This window comes from Acidaminococcus timonensis, assembly GCF_900106585.1.
GTDB lineage: Bacteria > Bacillota > Negativicutes > Acidaminococcales > Acidaminococcaceae > Acidaminococcus > Acidaminococcus timonensis.
Window position 1 is genome coordinate 164,980 of sequence record NZ_FNWH01000004.1, and the last position, 13,804, is coordinate 178,783.

The 13,804-nt window shown below is 57.5% G+C and carries 12 protein-coding genes; 2 read left to right on the plus strand and 10 right to left on the minus strand.

The genetic code is table 11. The annotated features are described in order from the left end of the window. Positions 1 to 19: 19 nt before the first annotated feature. The 10 genes from BQ5462_RS01135 to BQ5462_RS01175 form a co-directional block, all read right to left on the minus strand. A complete protein-coding gene (locus tag BQ5462_RS01135) occupies positions 20 to 1,198 on the minus strand; it encodes a hypothetical protein (protein WP_071141614.1) in 1,179 nt (392 codons plus the stop codon). Positions 1,199 to 1,407: 209 nt separating this feature from the next. Continuing rightward, entirely contained in the window at positions 1,408 to 2,847 is a 1,440-nt protein-coding gene (locus BQ5462_RS01140) for an FAD-binding oxidoreductase (RefSeq protein ID WP_071141615.1), read from the minus strand. A 320-nt stretch (positions 2,848 to 3,167) separates the two neighbouring features. Then, complete coding sequence (locus tag BQ5462_RS01145; RefSeq protein ID WP_071141616.1) at positions 3,168 to 4,607, minus strand: carbon starvation CstA family protein; 1,440 nt, start codon at positions 4,605 to 4,607, stop codon at positions 3,168 to 3,170. 201 nt (positions 4,608 to 4,808) lie between these two features. Beyond that, positions 4,809 to 6,047 (minus strand): hypothetical protein, encoded by a 1,239-nt coding sequence (locus tag BQ5462_RS01150; RefSeq protein WP_071141617.1) that lies wholly within the window; start codon positions 6,045 to 6,047, stop codon positions 4,809 to 4,811. A 116-nt stretch (positions 6,048 to 6,163) separates the two neighbouring features. Next, the gene (locus BQ5462_RS01155) at positions 6,164 to 6,643 is read right to left on the minus strand and encodes a hypothetical protein (protein WP_071141618.1); all 480 of its coding nucleotides are present in this window, start codon (positions 6,641 to 6,643) and stop codon (positions 6,164 to 6,166) included. A gap of 3 nt (positions 6,644 to 6,646) precedes the next feature. Next, positions 6,647 to 8,269: an AAA family ATPase gene (locus BQ5462_RS01160; protein WP_071141619.1), complete on the minus strand. Its 1,623-nt coding sequence runs from the start codon at positions 8,267 to 8,269 to the stop codon at positions 6,647 to 6,649. Beyond that, complete coding sequence (locus tag BQ5462_RS01165; RefSeq protein ID WP_071141620.1) at positions 8,259 to 8,717, minus strand: hypothetical protein; 459 nt, start codon at positions 8,715 to 8,717, stop codon at positions 8,259 to 8,261. Before BQ5462_RS01165 ends, BQ5462_RS01160 begins: the two co-directional genes overlap by 11 nt. Beyond that, positions 8,714 to 8,863 (minus strand): hypothetical protein, encoded by a 150-nt coding sequence (locus tag BQ5462_RS11200; protein WP_159429661.1) that lies wholly within the window; start codon positions 8,861 to 8,863, stop codon positions 8,714 to 8,716. The genes BQ5462_RS01165 and BQ5462_RS11200 overlap by 4 nt, the downstream gene beginning before the upstream one ends. Positions 8,864 to 8,874: 11 nt before the next feature. Continuing rightward, positions 8,875 to 10,425, minus strand: a complete 1,551-nt coding sequence (locus BQ5462_RS01170; protein WP_071141621.1) for a hypothetical protein — start codon at positions 10,423 to 10,425, stop codon at positions 8,875 to 8,877. Between the two features lie 245 nt (positions 10,426 to 10,670). Then, a complete protein-coding gene (locus BQ5462_RS01175) occupies positions 10,671 to 10,967 on the minus strand; it encodes a LysM peptidoglycan-binding domain-containing protein (protein WP_083378021.1) in 297 nt (98 codons plus the stop codon). Positions 10,968 to 11,183: 216 nt separating this feature from the next. Between BQ5462_RS01175 and BQ5462_RS01180 the strand changes: the two genes are divergently transcribed. Both BQ5462_RS01180 and BQ5462_RS11395 read left to right on the plus strand, forming a co-directional pair. Next, on the plus strand, positions 11,184 to 11,861 hold the full coding sequence (locus BQ5462_RS01180) for a response regulator transcription factor (protein WP_071141623.1): 678 nt from the start codon (positions 11,184 to 11,186) through the stop codon (positions 11,859 to 11,861). 10 nt (positions 11,862 to 11,871) lie between these two features. Continuing rightward, positions 11,872 to 13,608 carry an ATP-binding protein gene (locus BQ5462_RS11395; protein ID WP_071141624.1) on the plus strand — a complete coding sequence of 579 codons (1,737 nt, stop codon included), beginning with the start codon at positions 11,872 to 11,874 and terminating at the stop codon, positions 13,606 to 13,608. The last annotated feature ends 196 nt before the right edge of the window (positions 13,609 to 13,804 follow it).

The window sequence follows — 13,804 nt, forward strand, 5'->3', positions numbered from 1 at the left end:
CCTTCTTCCCCGCCTGTTTTTATCGGGAAGGCAGGGCCGTTCCCTGATCGTCCTTCTTTCCAGAGCCATCGGAAGTCCACCGCAGGCTGTCCACGCTATGGTCGATCACATCCTGCTGGTCCTTTTCCCCCAGCTGCATATAGTCCAGGGAAAGGAACATGCCATCCTGCAGGAAGACATAGCCCAGGCTTTTGCCCCCGGGGGTCACTTCCTCCTCTACGATGCAGGGCCGGCCGGCCTTTCTGGCAAAATAGGTCACATTTTTCTTCAGCCGCAGCCCGGGATGGGTTTTCTCCCACTGAGCCTGCCGGTTCGCGTTCATGAGCCGGCTCAGATTCTCCTGATCCTGGGCACACAGGCCGTCCAGGCTGTCGGGCAGGAACGCATACTCCATGGTATCCTGGAGGGGTCTGTAGATCACCCCGGTGATCAGCTGGTTGTCCAGGTGCAGCCGGTTCAGCTGGTGAGGGTCCCCCGGATCGGTGGCTTTCTGGATATCCACACTTCCATAGGGAATTTCGTAGGACACCCCGCTGTGGGGTACCTCCACCCGCTCGTAAGCAGTGGGGATCTTCAGGCTTTCCAGGCTGTTCTGGAAGGATCGTTCCAGGGCAGGATCCATCTCTTTTTCCGGGGCCAGCAAGGTGAAGGAGTACAGGTTCTTCCGGTCAGCAAAAAAATACCGGTCGGACAGTTTCCCGTCCTCCATCTGCCGGATGTGGATGCCATCCCGTCCGGCAAAAGTGCCCAGCCTGCTGTCCTCCACCGCAAGGCCCTTGGCCCTGGCTTCCTCCTGGTACGTCCGATAGGTAATGTCCAGCATGACCTTTTCCGACTGGAAGGGTTTGGCCTGGGTCTGGCCGTCCGTCTTCATCATGGCGCCGTTGGCCATGTACACCAGCACCGCATCTCCCTTCGTGGCCCGGATTAGGATGTCCTGATGGTCCTGGCCCCTGCCGTAGACTCCCTGCAGCGTAAAACCCTCCGGCAGGGTGAACGTAACTCCGTTGCGGGGATCCGTACAGGTGGCAGGTTTGTCAGGCGGGACACCGTAGCGGCTCAGTACCAGGGCCCGCAGGTCCTTTTCCGGGCTCAGGGCTGACCCCAGTTCCATCTGGGGCGCCGCCCCGGCCCAGATGGGCAGACACAGCAGCCAGCCCAGAAGCAGCACCAGTCCCTTTGGTAAACAAGATTTCATGGCATATCTCCTCAAGGGGCAGGGCCCCGTTTTCGTAAAGTCAATTCCTCCTTATTATACAACAAAAAAAAGGGTGTGAATACTTCACACCCCCGCTAAGCGGGCCTGCGGCCCTGTCACTAGTCACTAGTCACTAGTCGAAGGAAGCCAGCTGTGCTGGCAAAAATAAAAAAGGACTGTGATTGAGATTCACAGCCCTTTTAATTTACTTACGCGATGAAATCGCCGTTGATATCCACCAGTTTGCCCGGGTTCATGATGTTGTTGGGATCCAGGGCCCGTTTGATGGCTTTGATCATCTTCACTTCGCCTGCCGGCGTGCAGCGGGCGAATTCTTCCAGCTTCTTGTAGCCAATACCGTGTTCGCCGCTCATCTTGCCGCCCAGGGCATAGACGCGGGGGAACAGATCCGCATGGAAGGCCTTGATGGTCTTGAACCAGTCTTCCGGACTCATGCCATATTTATTCAAAGGCAGCACATGGATGTTGCCATCGCCGATGTGGGCCACGGTTACGGTGTACAGGTTGTATTTCTTTTCCAGTTCGGGAATCTGGGCGGTCATTTCCGCAATCTTGTCCAGAGGCACCACGAAATCTTCCGTCTGGAACATCTTGTCGATATCCCGAGCTGCTTCAGCAAACTGTTTCCGCAGGACCCAGATCCGTTCGTCCGCCTCGAATTCGTCGATGGAGCCGTTGGCTTCTGCCAGATCGCACAGCTTCTCCATTTTCCGGTCGGATTCATCCTGGTCGAAGCTTTCCACGGTTACGATCACGTAGCAGCAGCCTTCCTCCACATGGGGGAATTCCATGTGCTGGTTCAATTTGTTCAGGTATTTCACCGTCATGTCGATGGCGGAGTTGCCCATATATTCGATGGAGGTGGGGTCGATGCCGGCCTTCAGGATCTTGTTGGGCAGGGCAAAGGCTTCTTTATCGGTCTTGAAGACGCAGACCATGTTGAACGCGTAGGGAGGCAGCGGACGCAGTTTCACGGTGACTTCCGTGATGATGCCCAAGGTGCCTTCGCTGCCGGCGAATAACTGTTCCAGGCACAGGCCGGTGGAGCATTTCTTCAGCCGGGCGCCCACGTCCACGATGTCACCGGTGGGAGTGACCACCTTCAGGGCGTAGATCTGATCACGGGTGGTACCGTACCGTACAGCCCGGTTGCCGCCGGCGTTGTTGGCCACGTTGCCGCCGATCTGGCAGGATTCGGCACTGGAAGGATCCCCGGCGTACATGACGCCGGCCTTCCTGGCTTCAGCCTGCAGCTGGCCGGTAAATACGCCGGTCTGGCACACGGCGTAGAAATTGTCCGCATCCAGTTTTAGGATCTTGTTCATGCGCTGCAGTTCCACCACCATGCCGTGATAGATGGGGATGGCGCCACAGGCCACACCGGTACCGGCGCTGCGGGGAGTGATGGGAACCATGTATTTGTTGGCCAGTTTCACGATGGCGGCTACTTCTTCCGTGGTACCCGGGAATACCACCACTTCCGGTTTTTTGAAGAAGTGAGGGTTCCCCTCTTCATCTGTCTGATATTGTTCCAGATATTCCTCATCCGTCTTCACATAATGGTCGCCCACCACTTTTTTTAATTCTTCCACCAGTTCCGGAGTGACCGGATTGTACGTATGTTCCATTGATTCTTTCCTTCTCTCTGTGATTTTGTAACGTTTTTTCGCGTCCGTCTTTCTACCATTGAGGTTGATGTGTCCTAGTATACCATATCTTGTATACATGTAAAGGGCTTTTTTCTTTTATTTTATACATTTTATCGTTTTCCTTTGCATACTTCATGCAATTTCTCAAGAAAACTGTAATGTTTTTTATACAAGATCCTGAAAATCATGTATATTTTGCATCCGAATTATTTTTGTATACAGTTCTGGAAAAAGCAAAAAAAGACCCGGGAGCAAAGCTCCCGGGCCTTTTTGAAGGGAAATGGATTTTTTACAAGGAATCAACCTTGGACAGGTTTGTCGGCAATATCCAGTTCGCCACGGTCAACTTTCTTGGCCCGTTTCCAGAACAGGCAGAAGGCAACGATGGCGAAAATGATGCCAGCGGGGTAAGCAACGGACGTGCTCAGTTGCAGCCCTTCTTTAGCAACCAGGATGTAGGTGCAGGATACTGCGCTCATGAAGGTTGCAGGAATGATGGCGATCCAGGCATTGCCCTTGTTAGCATACAGGTACATGGCACCGGACCACAGCACCAGCATAGCCAGGGTCTGGTTCGTCCAGGAGAAGTATCTCCACAGGATGGTTACATCCACCTGGGTCAGGATACCGCCAACGGCGATGATGGGCACAGCCAGTTTCAGACGGGAAACCAGGGTGTGCTGATCAATCTTGAACCAGTCAACCACGGTGTACCGGGCAGAACGGAAGGCCGTATCTGCGGAGGATACAGGGCAGGCGATAACACCGACCATAGCGATGACAGTACCCAGATAGCCCATCAGGCCGGAGCAGATATCATACACAACGCCGCCGGCGCCATGGTATTTCACGAATGCATCGGCCAGGCCGGAAGTATTTCCATAGAAGGAAACACCAGCAGCAGCCCAGATCAGAGCAATGATGCCTTCGCAGACCATAGCTCCGTAGAAGATCTTGTGGCAGTCCCGTTCACTCTTGATGCACCGAGCCATGATAGGAGACTGGGTGGAATGGAACCCGGAAATGGCACCGCAGGCCACGGTGATGAACATGATCGGCCAGATCGGGGTGCCTTTCGGATGCATGTTGGTCAGAGCGATTTCAGGGATATGATACCCTTCGAAAAACAGACCGCAGGCAACACCGATAGCCATGAAGATCAGGCAGAAGCCGAAGAACGGATACAGTTTCCCGATCAGCTTATCAACCGGCAGGAATGTAGCACAGAAATAATAGAGCAGCAGGATAACCAGCCAGAAGTTGTAGCTCAGCGGGGTGATCTTGGTCAGCAGGCCGGCAGGGCCAGTGGTGAAGGCAACGCCTACCAGGATCAGCAGGACAACGGAGAAGCCACGCATGATGTGACGCATGGTCGGCCCCAGGTATTTGCCGCACAGTTCGGAAATGGATGCCCCATCATTCCGTTCGGACAGTACGCCGGAAATGAAGTCATGGACACCGCCTGCAAACACAGTACCGAACGTGATCCACAGGAATACGGCAGGACCCCACATAGCACCAGCCAGAGCACCGAAGATAGGACCCAGGCCGGCGATGTTCAGCAGCTGAATCAGGAAAACTCTCCAGTTTTCCATAGGTACGTAGTCAACACCATCTTCCAGACGATAGGCAGGAGTCTTTCTGTCATCGATAGGAGGACGGAAGCAGCTTTCTACGTATCCGCCATAAATGAAATAACCAGCAATTAAGATAGCAAGACACACAAAGAAGCTAATCATTGAATAAACCCCCTTCTGCGAATCCCTTCCATTCGCAATTTTACTGTCGCGTTTATTATAATCCTTTCGTCACAAAAAATCTACAACAATTGTGGGACTTCTGTGTATATTTACTATTATTCGTAAAATAAGAGAGAGGGTGTTACCACCCTCTCTCTTATTGTAAACACATGTATCTTCTTATATGGACATTTTCTGTTTCTACTTTTTCAGGCCCCATTTGCTGTATACATGCAGTCCATCCGCTTCCGGAACCAGTCCAGTCAGTTTGACCAGATCGAACAGATTATACCCCTTCACCTTCAGCTGTGCCACCTTGCTCTTGGCCACCACTTCCGTAAAGTCCACCGTCAGGCTCTTGTCATTGAAGGTACAGATCAGGTCGTCCCGGTTCACCACCGTCATATTGAAGATGGCATTCACCAGGCTCATGATGATCCGGGTCCCCAGCAGCCGTACCAGCAGTTCGCCCAGTTTGTTGTCAGCAATGGCGAAATCGTGGATGCGGAACCGGGCATAGGAAGCCGTGTTGTTCAGGGCCAGTGCCTCGATTTCCACATCGGCAGTCAGGCTGCCGTATTTTTCGTGTTCCACGGTCACCTGCAGCTGGTGGTCGCCCTTGTACTGGCAGTCACGGAACTTGAATTCGCTGTCCTTCATGGCTTCGCCCAGGCCCCTGGCCAGGTCGGTGTAAGGCACCACCAGTTCACCCCGGCGCAGCTGTTCCCAGTTCTGGGCACTGATCCACCGGCTGGCAGCTTCCCGGAACGGGGCCACCAGGAGATTCAGGTCTTCCACATAGGTACCCATGTTTTCAGCCACTTCACCCAGTTTCACAGCGGCTTCATCGGCCCGGTCCTTCAGTTTGTCGAACAGAGGACGGGCCTTGTCGGCCACTTTCTTCCGTTCATCCCCCAGGGGCATGTTCTTCCGTTTGTCCTGGGTGAATTCCCGGAATCTGGCCATGCCTTCCTTCCGGGCCTGTTCATACAGGGTCCTGAACTGGCTCAGATCGTCGGGGCGGCCGGCATCCAGCCAGGCGTTGGCCGCCTTGCCCACAGCATAGGTGATGCCCACAGCCATGGGGACCTGCAGCGGCGGGAACGGAATCATGGTGAATACGGTCTGACCCACGAAGGAGGCCCCCAAAGAGCCTACCAGCCCGGCGATGGCGCCGGTTTCCAGTTCCACACCCCGCAGATCGCACAGCCGGGTGATCATGTACACTTCGTTGGCCATCAGGGCCAGGCTCCCCAGGAAGGGGGTCATGACGATCACACTGGCACGGGCTGCGCCCCAGCGGATGATCTGTTCCGATTCATGGGCGATATCCACCGTTTCCAGTTCTTCGTCCGGTGCTTCGTCCATGGGGCGGGCTTCTGCTTCCACAGCATCGTCCTCTTGTTCCATTTTATCCCGTTTATCCATTTCTTCTGTCATATGAATCCCTCCTAACAGGTAGCTTGGCGAATCTCGCCTGTTTCCTACAGTATAGCATATTTGCCCCACCCCGTCAGTCACCCGGAGCAAGGTACTCCAAAAGGTTCACAATCCCATCAGTCAGGGATCACGGCCACATGGCCGTCGGGATAGACCCCCCGGCAGCAGTCCGTGTACACCTCCACGAAGGCATAGCCCCCGTAGAGTGCCAGGCTGCGTCCCTTGGCAAGTCCCTCCGGAAGGGCTTCTCCCCTGTGGTAGTGCTGGAGGATGTCCTCCTTCCAGTCCAGGGTGTGTACATCATAGGTATCGTCGATATGGCATGGGGCCAGGATGCCCAGGAAGCTGCCCAGGCACTGGACTGCCGGGAATTCCTTCCGGATCCGGGCCACCACCCTGGCCGCAAATTCCGGGTCCAGCCTGGCGTCTCCGGCATCCAGTTTTCCCAGGGCGTCCATATAGGCCGGTGTCCGGTTCTGCCGCAGCAGCCGGGCGCCTTCCCCCGTCAGGGTCCCGGTCTGCTGCCGGGATCCTGTGGCGTTTGTCTGCAGGGTGCTCCCCGCCAGGGTCTGCCGTTTCTGTCTGCTCAGGAACATGGGTCACTCCTCCTTTTTCCGGACCAGCACCCGCCGCACCAGATTGCCGGTGTGGGTGGGCAGTTTCTCTTCGCCGATGGGGCGGCCGGAAGCAGGGACCGCCCGTTCTTTGCCCCAGTTCCGGATGGAATTGATTTTTTCCGGGCTGGTCTGGGAAAGCGGAACCACATTCTGGAAGGAGGACAGGATTTCCCCCCTGGTCAATTCATGCTCCGGTTCCGCCACCTTCCGATAGGCCAGCTCCCGCACGGCACTTTCCAGATCCGCACCGGTGAAGCCGTCCGTCAGGGCCACCAGCTGCCCGGCAAAATCCTCGTTGGAATGGATATCCACCTGCAGGTACCGCTGGAAGTACAGGTGCAGGATGTCCTCCCGTTCCTCTTCCGTAGGAAGGTCCACGAAGAACAGTTCGTCGAACCGGCCCCGGCGCAGCAGTTCCGAAGGCAGCATGGACACATCATTGGCCGTGGCCACCACGAACACCGCCTTGCGGCATTCCTGCAGCCAGAACAGGAACTGGCCCACCATCCGGGTGGACACACCCCCATCGTTATTGCTGCCGGCCCCGGACAGGCCCTTTTCGATTTCGTCGATCCACAGGATGCAGGGGGACACGTTCTCGGCTGTGGTCAACGCATCCCGCAGCTGCCGTTCCGACTGGCCCACATAGCTGCCCTGCACCGTGGCAAAATCCAGCCGGTAGAGAGGCAGTTCCCAGTTGGCCGCAATGGCCTTGGCAGACAGAGATTTGCCACAGCCCGGCACCCCCACCAGCAGGATGCCCCGGGGCGGCTGCAAGTGCAGTTTCCGCATGAGCTCCTTCTTTTCCGGTTTCAGCAGCGCCTTCTTCTCATCCAGCCAGGCCTGGAGTCCCTTCAGACCGCCCACTTTCTTCATGGTGGGGTCCACCGCGATCTTTTCCAGACCGGAGATATTGGAAAACAGGCGGTTCTTGGCGTTGCGCACCTCGGCCATGTCCGCCTTGGTGACGGATCCTTTGGCCAGGAGCGCCGACAGCACGTTCTCCGCTTCGATCTTCGTAACGCCGGCCAGGGTGGCAGCGGCTTCCCGCATATCCCCCTCGTCCCACTGGATGTCCACCGCATCCCGGTTACCCTCCAGCTGGTCGTGGATCACCTGGTACATCTCTTCTTCGTCAGGCATGTCCAGGGTGACGATGAGACCGTGACGCTGCAGGTTGTTCCACACCGGCCGGTGGCAGAGTACCACCAGGGTACTGTACTTTTCTGTGGCCAGGCTCACCAGGTCCAGCATCCGCTGGGCTTCACTGTTATCGTCGCTGATGTCCGGGATTTCCGTCAAGATCAGAGTCTGATCCCGCCGGTCTTCTTTCTGGAGCTTCGTAATGAAGAAATCCCCGGCTCCCAGGGTGGATTTGGCCCCTTCGTCCACAGTCTGTCCCGTACACAGGGCATACACCCCCTTGCTCAGGGTATGGGCGTAAAACGTATCCCTGCCCAGCCACTGCTCCTGGTCCAGTTCTTCCGCGATTTCCTTCAGCAGGGCCAGGGCCCGGGGCACCTCGATGGTCTGGAGCACGATGAAGGGGATCCGGGCGATCAGGTACCGGCGCAGCAGCTGTTTGGCTTCTTGTCTATTGCTCATGGTTTGCCTCCAATCGATTCACCGGGTAGAGCTGCAGCAGATGGCGCAGCTGACCCGTGGGATCCTGCAGCGCCGACTTTTCCAGACTCTGCTGCAGACGGTCAGCGCCCCGCTGGATTTCCCCGGGAAATTCCCTGCGCAGATTTTCCGGCAGGGCAGGCAGGGTCACGGCCTGTTTCAGGAAGGCCAGCCCCTGCTGCAGGTGCTTCAAGCCACTTTCCACCTGATCCGGGTTCTGGAAGCCTCCCTGTTCCTGGAACTGCTTGACCAGCCGGGCGTACCGCTTGTCCATGGCATCCTTCAGCCGGACCGTGAACCGTTCCAGCACCTCCTGGAAAAGCGGAAGCCTGCCGGCCTTTAGGGCGGCCACCACTTCCCCGTCCTGTTCCCCCCGGCCGAATTTCTCCAGTACCGGGATCCATTCTGCATAAATCGTCGGTGGTTTCATGCGTCAGCCCCCTTCCGTACAGGAGCATGGGGCGGCACCAGATCCCAGGAAGGGAAATCGTGATGCAGATCGTTTCCCTTTGTATTGGATTGTGCCGCAGCTGGTTTGCCCTGGGCAAAGGGATTCTGTTCTTTTTCAGTTTCCATAGGTACCTCCCTCAGCGATAGATCCGGCGGGGCCGGTTGAGCACAGCGTCAGATGCCAGCTGGTCCAGTTTCTCCCGCAGGGTATCTCCTTCCCTGGTGTACTGCCGGTAGTGGTCCCGAAAGTCCGCCACTTCCGCACAGGAACTGCGGATGAGTCCCTCCACCGCATCCCAGGTCTCTTTCCGTTCCTTCCGGAACTGAGCCGCCGGACCCTGTTTCCGGATATACTGCCAAAGGGCCAGCAGCAGCAAAAAGCCCACGAACAGCCACACACCCTGCCGGCCCAAAGCCAGGAGCCGCTGGAGGGTCATGCCGATGCCCATGGTGATGCCCACAGAAAGGAGACAGCCCAGCCATTTGCCCACAGCCAGGCCCAGGAAGCCCATGAGGAAGACAATCCCCAGGCCCAAAGAATCCAGCAGCGCAGGGCCCTTCCAGAACAGCAGGCCCCCTGCCAGGGCCAGGGGGACCAGCAGCCGCAGGGCACTCCGGTGCCAGTCCACCTGCTGCTGCAACCCGGCGAGGAGCCCATCCATATCAGCCCTGGCATCGGCCACCAGCCGCTCCTCCTCCAGCCCGTCGGCAATGGAACAGGTGAAGCGATGATTCTGGCGTCGAAAGGTATAGTCGAAGTGGAAGGGTATGGTCTCCGGAACCTGCCGGGCCGTTTCCCCCTGGACCTGGTCGAAGGCCTGAAGCAGCCACTCCCGGCTGCTGGCCACCAGATATCGCTGCAGCCGTGGTGACAGCTGCCGGCTGTTGTCGTTTTCCACGGTGGTAAGCCAAAACGTGAGGAAATCGCTGTAGGTGCTCTGCCAGACAGCTCCTCCAAAGCCCAGGCACTCATCCCACAGAAACCTTTCCAGCAGCTTTTCCCCGGTGGAAGCCGGAGCTTCGGCCAACGGTTCTCCATGGGTATGGCGCTCCACGAACTGTTCCACCGGTCGGGCGAGCAGTGCTCCCCGGAGCAGGGCCGCAGCCGTGGTACCATTCATCCCCGTCAGATACTGATACTGGTCGATTTCGGGCACCTGCACCCCGTCCCGGAACTTCCGGAACTGCTGCCGCCAGTGTTCCCGCTGCCGGGTTTCCCCTTCTTCGTCGAAAGCCAGGGTCTTCTTCCACTCTTCCGTGGTCCTGTTCAGACGGTCCAGGCAGTCAGTGGGCAACGCCCCCTGCATCCCCAGCTCCAGCACATAGAGGAAAGTCCCAGGCACCCGGGTGGCCGCCAGCGGACGCAGACAGGCATCCAGCCACTGGCGCTGCATGGCAGGCCGCTGCTGCCAGCTCCCTGCCAGCAGAAAGAACAGGGCTGTTTTCTCCCGATCCAGGGAAAGAGCCCTGGCCAGTGCCCGCCGGGCCTCCTCCGGTTTGTCGCAAAACCAGAATACCAGAGCCGCCATGCTGTAACTCATCCAGTCTTCCGAAGCCCGGACGATCCATTCCCGAGCCCGGGCAAGCCACATTTCGTCCGGCACCAGCCCCTGGGTCAGGTTCCGCAGCACCCCGATGTAATATTTCCCCACTTTTTCACCCCGGCAGGCCGGGTTCCCCTCACGCATGCACTCCTACGCTCCCTTCCCTTCGTCACTTTTTCCATTGTACAACAAATGGGGGCACCACACAATGCGTGATACCCCTGCGTAACGGGCCTGCCGGCCCTGTATTTGTTAAAACTGTGTCCCCCTGAAAGGGGGAAAGGACCCGCTTGCGGGTAGGGGGTCTCACATCGGGTGTGCGACCCCTCCACCAGCCATTCGGCTGGTCCCCCTCCCCTTTCAGGGGAGGACAAATAGTAGGTTACAGCCTATTTCTTCAACGCCACCGCCTCGCCCTCCTTGACCTTGACGGGCACCACCAGTTTCTGACCGGGCTGGATGGACCGCTTCAGATCCAGCCGGTTGGCTTTGGCGATCCGGTCGATGACCTCCCGCACATCTTCGCCGGGATGGGTGTACCGGCTGGCAATACCCCACAGGCTGTCACCCCGGTTCACCACCACTTTTTCTGTATGATAACTGGTGGGCGCCGCTTCCATCTGCAGCACGCCGTAACTGGAAATCCCCATCAATGCAACCAGAAGTACCAGCAACAATTTTTTCATGATTTTTCCCTCCATCATTCGAACTTTTGTTCGTTATGGATATGATATCACATTGTGTTCGCCTTTACAAGAAGTTTTGCGAAATTTTGTTCGTTATCTTTGGCAGATTGCTATAACCGTTCTCTCCCTATCCGAAAGATTGAATGTAGAGTATAATAAAAGGTAATATAACTTTGCCTTTTATCCCATTGGCTCTGTCAAAGGAGGATTTTTTGTATGTCCCTGGTATACTGTGTGGAAGATGATGAAAACATCCGGGAACTGGTACGCTATGCCCTGTGCAGCCAGAAGTTCCAGGCGGAAGCCTTTCCCGACGGTCCTTCCTTCTGGAAGGCCATGGAGGAAAAAAAGCCCGACCTGGTGCTGCTGGACATCATGCTGCCCGGAGAAAGCGGCCTGGATATCCTGAAGAAACTCCGCGGCCAGCCGGCCACTGCCGGCCTGCCCATCATCATGCTCACGGCCCGCACCAGTGAATATGACGTGGTCACCGGTCTGGACGCCGGTGCCGACGACTATATCTCCAAACCTTTCGGCATTATGGAGCTCCTGAGCCGGGTCAAAGCCGTCCTGCGCCGGGGCGGCCTGCAAAAGCCCCAGAGCCAGGACCTGCTGGTCTGTGGTGACATCACCATGGACCTGAAGAAACACCAGGTGACGACAAGTGGCAAACCCTGCGTGCTCACCGTAAAGGAATTCGACCTGCTCCACTACCTGATGGCCAACATGGGCATCGTGCTCAGCCGGGACCAGATCATGGAAGCGGTATGGGACTTTTCCTACGCCGGTGAAAGCCGCACCATCGACATGCACATCCGGAGCCTTCGCCAGAAGCTGGGCCCCGCCGGCAAGGTCATCCAGACCGTCCGGGGCGTAGGGTACCGGATCCAGTAGGAGGATTCCTATGAAGAAGCGGATTTATCTCCATCTGTTCCTGGTGGGGCTGGTGTGCATCCTGGTCACTGCCCTGGTGTGCGCCTTTGCCTCCTGGCAGACCACCAAGCGCCAGACCCTGTACGACCTGCAGCAGATGGCCCAGATCATGGCGGTGGACATGGATCACCACGACGACCCCTATCGCCTGCTCCGCCAGGCCGCCCAATCGGCTCCGGAGCTGCGGTTCACCTGGATTGACCGGAACGGACGTGTCCTGTACGATTCCTACGAACCGGCAGAAAACCTGCCCAACCACAAGGACCGGCCGGAAGTGGCCGCAGCCATCGGAGAAGGCCAGGGCAGCGACGCCCGCAGTTCCAATACCCTGCGGGAAGTGACCCTGTACGCAGCCCAGAAGCTGGAGAACGGGACCATCCTCCGGGTGGCCCGCACCCAGACAGAACTGTTCCGGCCGCTGGAACAGCTGCTGCCCTGGTGGATCATTTCCCTGCTGCTGCTCATCCTCGTCTGCCAGTTCACGGTGCGCCGGCTGACCCAGGGCCTGCTTGATCCCCTGGAACAGGCTACCCGGTACCTGTCCCAGATCGGCCAGGGGGACACCACGGAAGAAGAGAAACAGCTGTTCCACACCTCCTATCCGGAACTGCTGCCCTTCCTGGCCACCATCGATCGGCAGGGCAAGCAGCTGGGCAAGAGCCTCCACGACCTGGAACAGGAACGGAACACCATGAAACGGATCACCGACAGCCTGAAAGAGGGAGTCATCCTGCTGGATGACCAGATGCGGATCCAGTGGATCAACGCCTGGGGCCTGCAGCTGCTGCAGAATGATGAAAGCCTCTCTCCCTTCCGCCAAAAGCTGCTGGGCAAGTTCCTGATGCCTCTGCTCCCCGAAAGTTCCCGGCTTTCCACTGAGCAGACCCGGGAGAACAAGACCCGGATCTGGAACATGAAGCTGCGCAAGCGACAGTACCAGCTGACCCTGCGGCCCCTGGATCCGCCCCAGGAACGGTCCACCCGGATCCTGATCATCATGGACATCACGGAGGCCCGGGAGCGGGAACAGCTCCGCCGGGATTTCACGGCCAACGTGACCCACGAGCTGAAGACGCCGCTCACCTCCATCAGTGGATTCGCCGAACTGATGGCAGCAGGTATGTACCAGAAGAAGGAAGACATCGCCCACTTCGGCCAGCTGATCCGTCAGGAGGCCAGGCGCCTGCTGGAAATGATCAACAGCATCATCTTCCTGTCCCGGATCGAGGAGGTCCCGGCCGATTCCCTCCAGGAGGCGGTACCCCTGGGCGGGCTGATCCGGTCGGTGGTGGAATTCATGGACCCCTTCTGCAAGGAAAGGAAAGTGACCATCCACTGCCGTCTGACCGAGACCAAAGTCCGGGGCAGCAGCAGCATGCTTCGGGAAATGGCCATGAACCTGATCGACAACGGGGTGAAATACAACCGGCCCGGCGGCCATGTGTATGTGGACATGTGGCGGGATGCCGACCAGCATCAGGTGGTGCTGACGGTACGGGATACCGGCGTGGGCATCCCCGAGGATGTACAGGAACGGGTGTTCGAGCGTTTCTTCCGGGTGGATGAGAGCCGGGACAAGAAAAGCGGTGGCAGCGGTCTGGGGCTCAGCATCGTGAAGCACATCGTGGAACAGCATCGGGGCACCATTGAAATGACCAGCCGGGTGAACGAGGGGACCACGTTCGTGATCCGGCTGCCGGAAGCATAAAAAATAAGGGAGCGGTTGTACGCTCCCTTATTTTTTGTCACTAGTCTCTAGTCACTAGTCAGCAGCCGATGGAAGCCAGCTGATGCTGGCGAAATAAAGGCGCTGTGGATGATTTTTTCACAGCGCCTTTTGTCACTAGTCTCTAGTCACTAGTCAGCAGCCAATGGTTAAAATTTGCCATCGGCAAATTTTTTAG

Excerpts from the sequence above, each read along its gene's own strand:
- BQ5462_RS01135 (WP_071141614.1), bottom strand. The coding sequence starts at position 1,198 with ATGAAATCTTGTTTACCAAAGGGACTGGTGCTGCTTCTGGGCTGGCTG.
- BQ5462_RS01140 (WP_071141615.1), bottom strand. The coding sequence starts at position 2,847 with ATGGAACATACGTACAATCCGGTCACTCCGGAACTGGTGGAAGAATTA.
- BQ5462_RS01145 (WP_071141616.1), bottom strand. The coding sequence starts at position 4,607 with ATGATTAGCTTCTTTGTGTGTCTTGCTATCTTAATTGCTGGTTATTTC.
- BQ5462_RS01150 (WP_071141617.1), bottom strand. The coding sequence starts at position 6,047 with ATGACAGAAGAAATGGATAAACGGGATAAAATGGAACAAGAGGACGAT.
- BQ5462_RS01155 (WP_071141618.1), bottom strand. The coding sequence starts at position 6,643 with ATGTTCCTGAGCAGACAGAAACGGCAGACCCTGGCGGGGAGCACCCTG.
- BQ5462_RS01160 (WP_071141619.1), bottom strand. The coding sequence starts at position 8,269 with ATGAGCAATAGACAAGAAGCCAAACAGCTGCTGCGCCGGTACCTGATC.
- BQ5462_RS01165 (WP_071141620.1), bottom strand. The coding sequence starts at position 8,717 with ATGAAACCACCGACGATTTATGCAGAATGGATCCCGGTACTGGAGAAA.
- BQ5462_RS11200 (WP_159429661.1), bottom strand. The coding sequence starts at position 8,863 with ATGGAAACTGAAAAAGAACAGAATCCCTTTGCCCAGGGCAAACCAGCT.
- BQ5462_RS01170 (WP_071141621.1), bottom strand. The coding sequence starts at position 10,425 with ATGCGTGAGGGGAACCCGGCCTGCCGGGGTGAAAAAGTGGGGAAATAT.
- BQ5462_RS01175 (WP_083378021.1), bottom strand. The coding sequence starts at position 10,967 with ATGAAAAAATTGTTGCTGGTACTTCTGGTTGCATTGATGGGGATTTCC.
- BQ5462_RS01180 (WP_071141623.1), top strand. The coding sequence starts at position 11,184 with ATGTCCCTGGTATACTGTGTGGAAGATGATGAAAACATCCGGGAACTG.
- BQ5462_RS11395 (WP_071141624.1), top strand. The coding sequence starts at position 11,872 with ATGAAGAAGCGGATTTATCTCCATCTGTTCCTGGTGGGGCTGGTGTGC.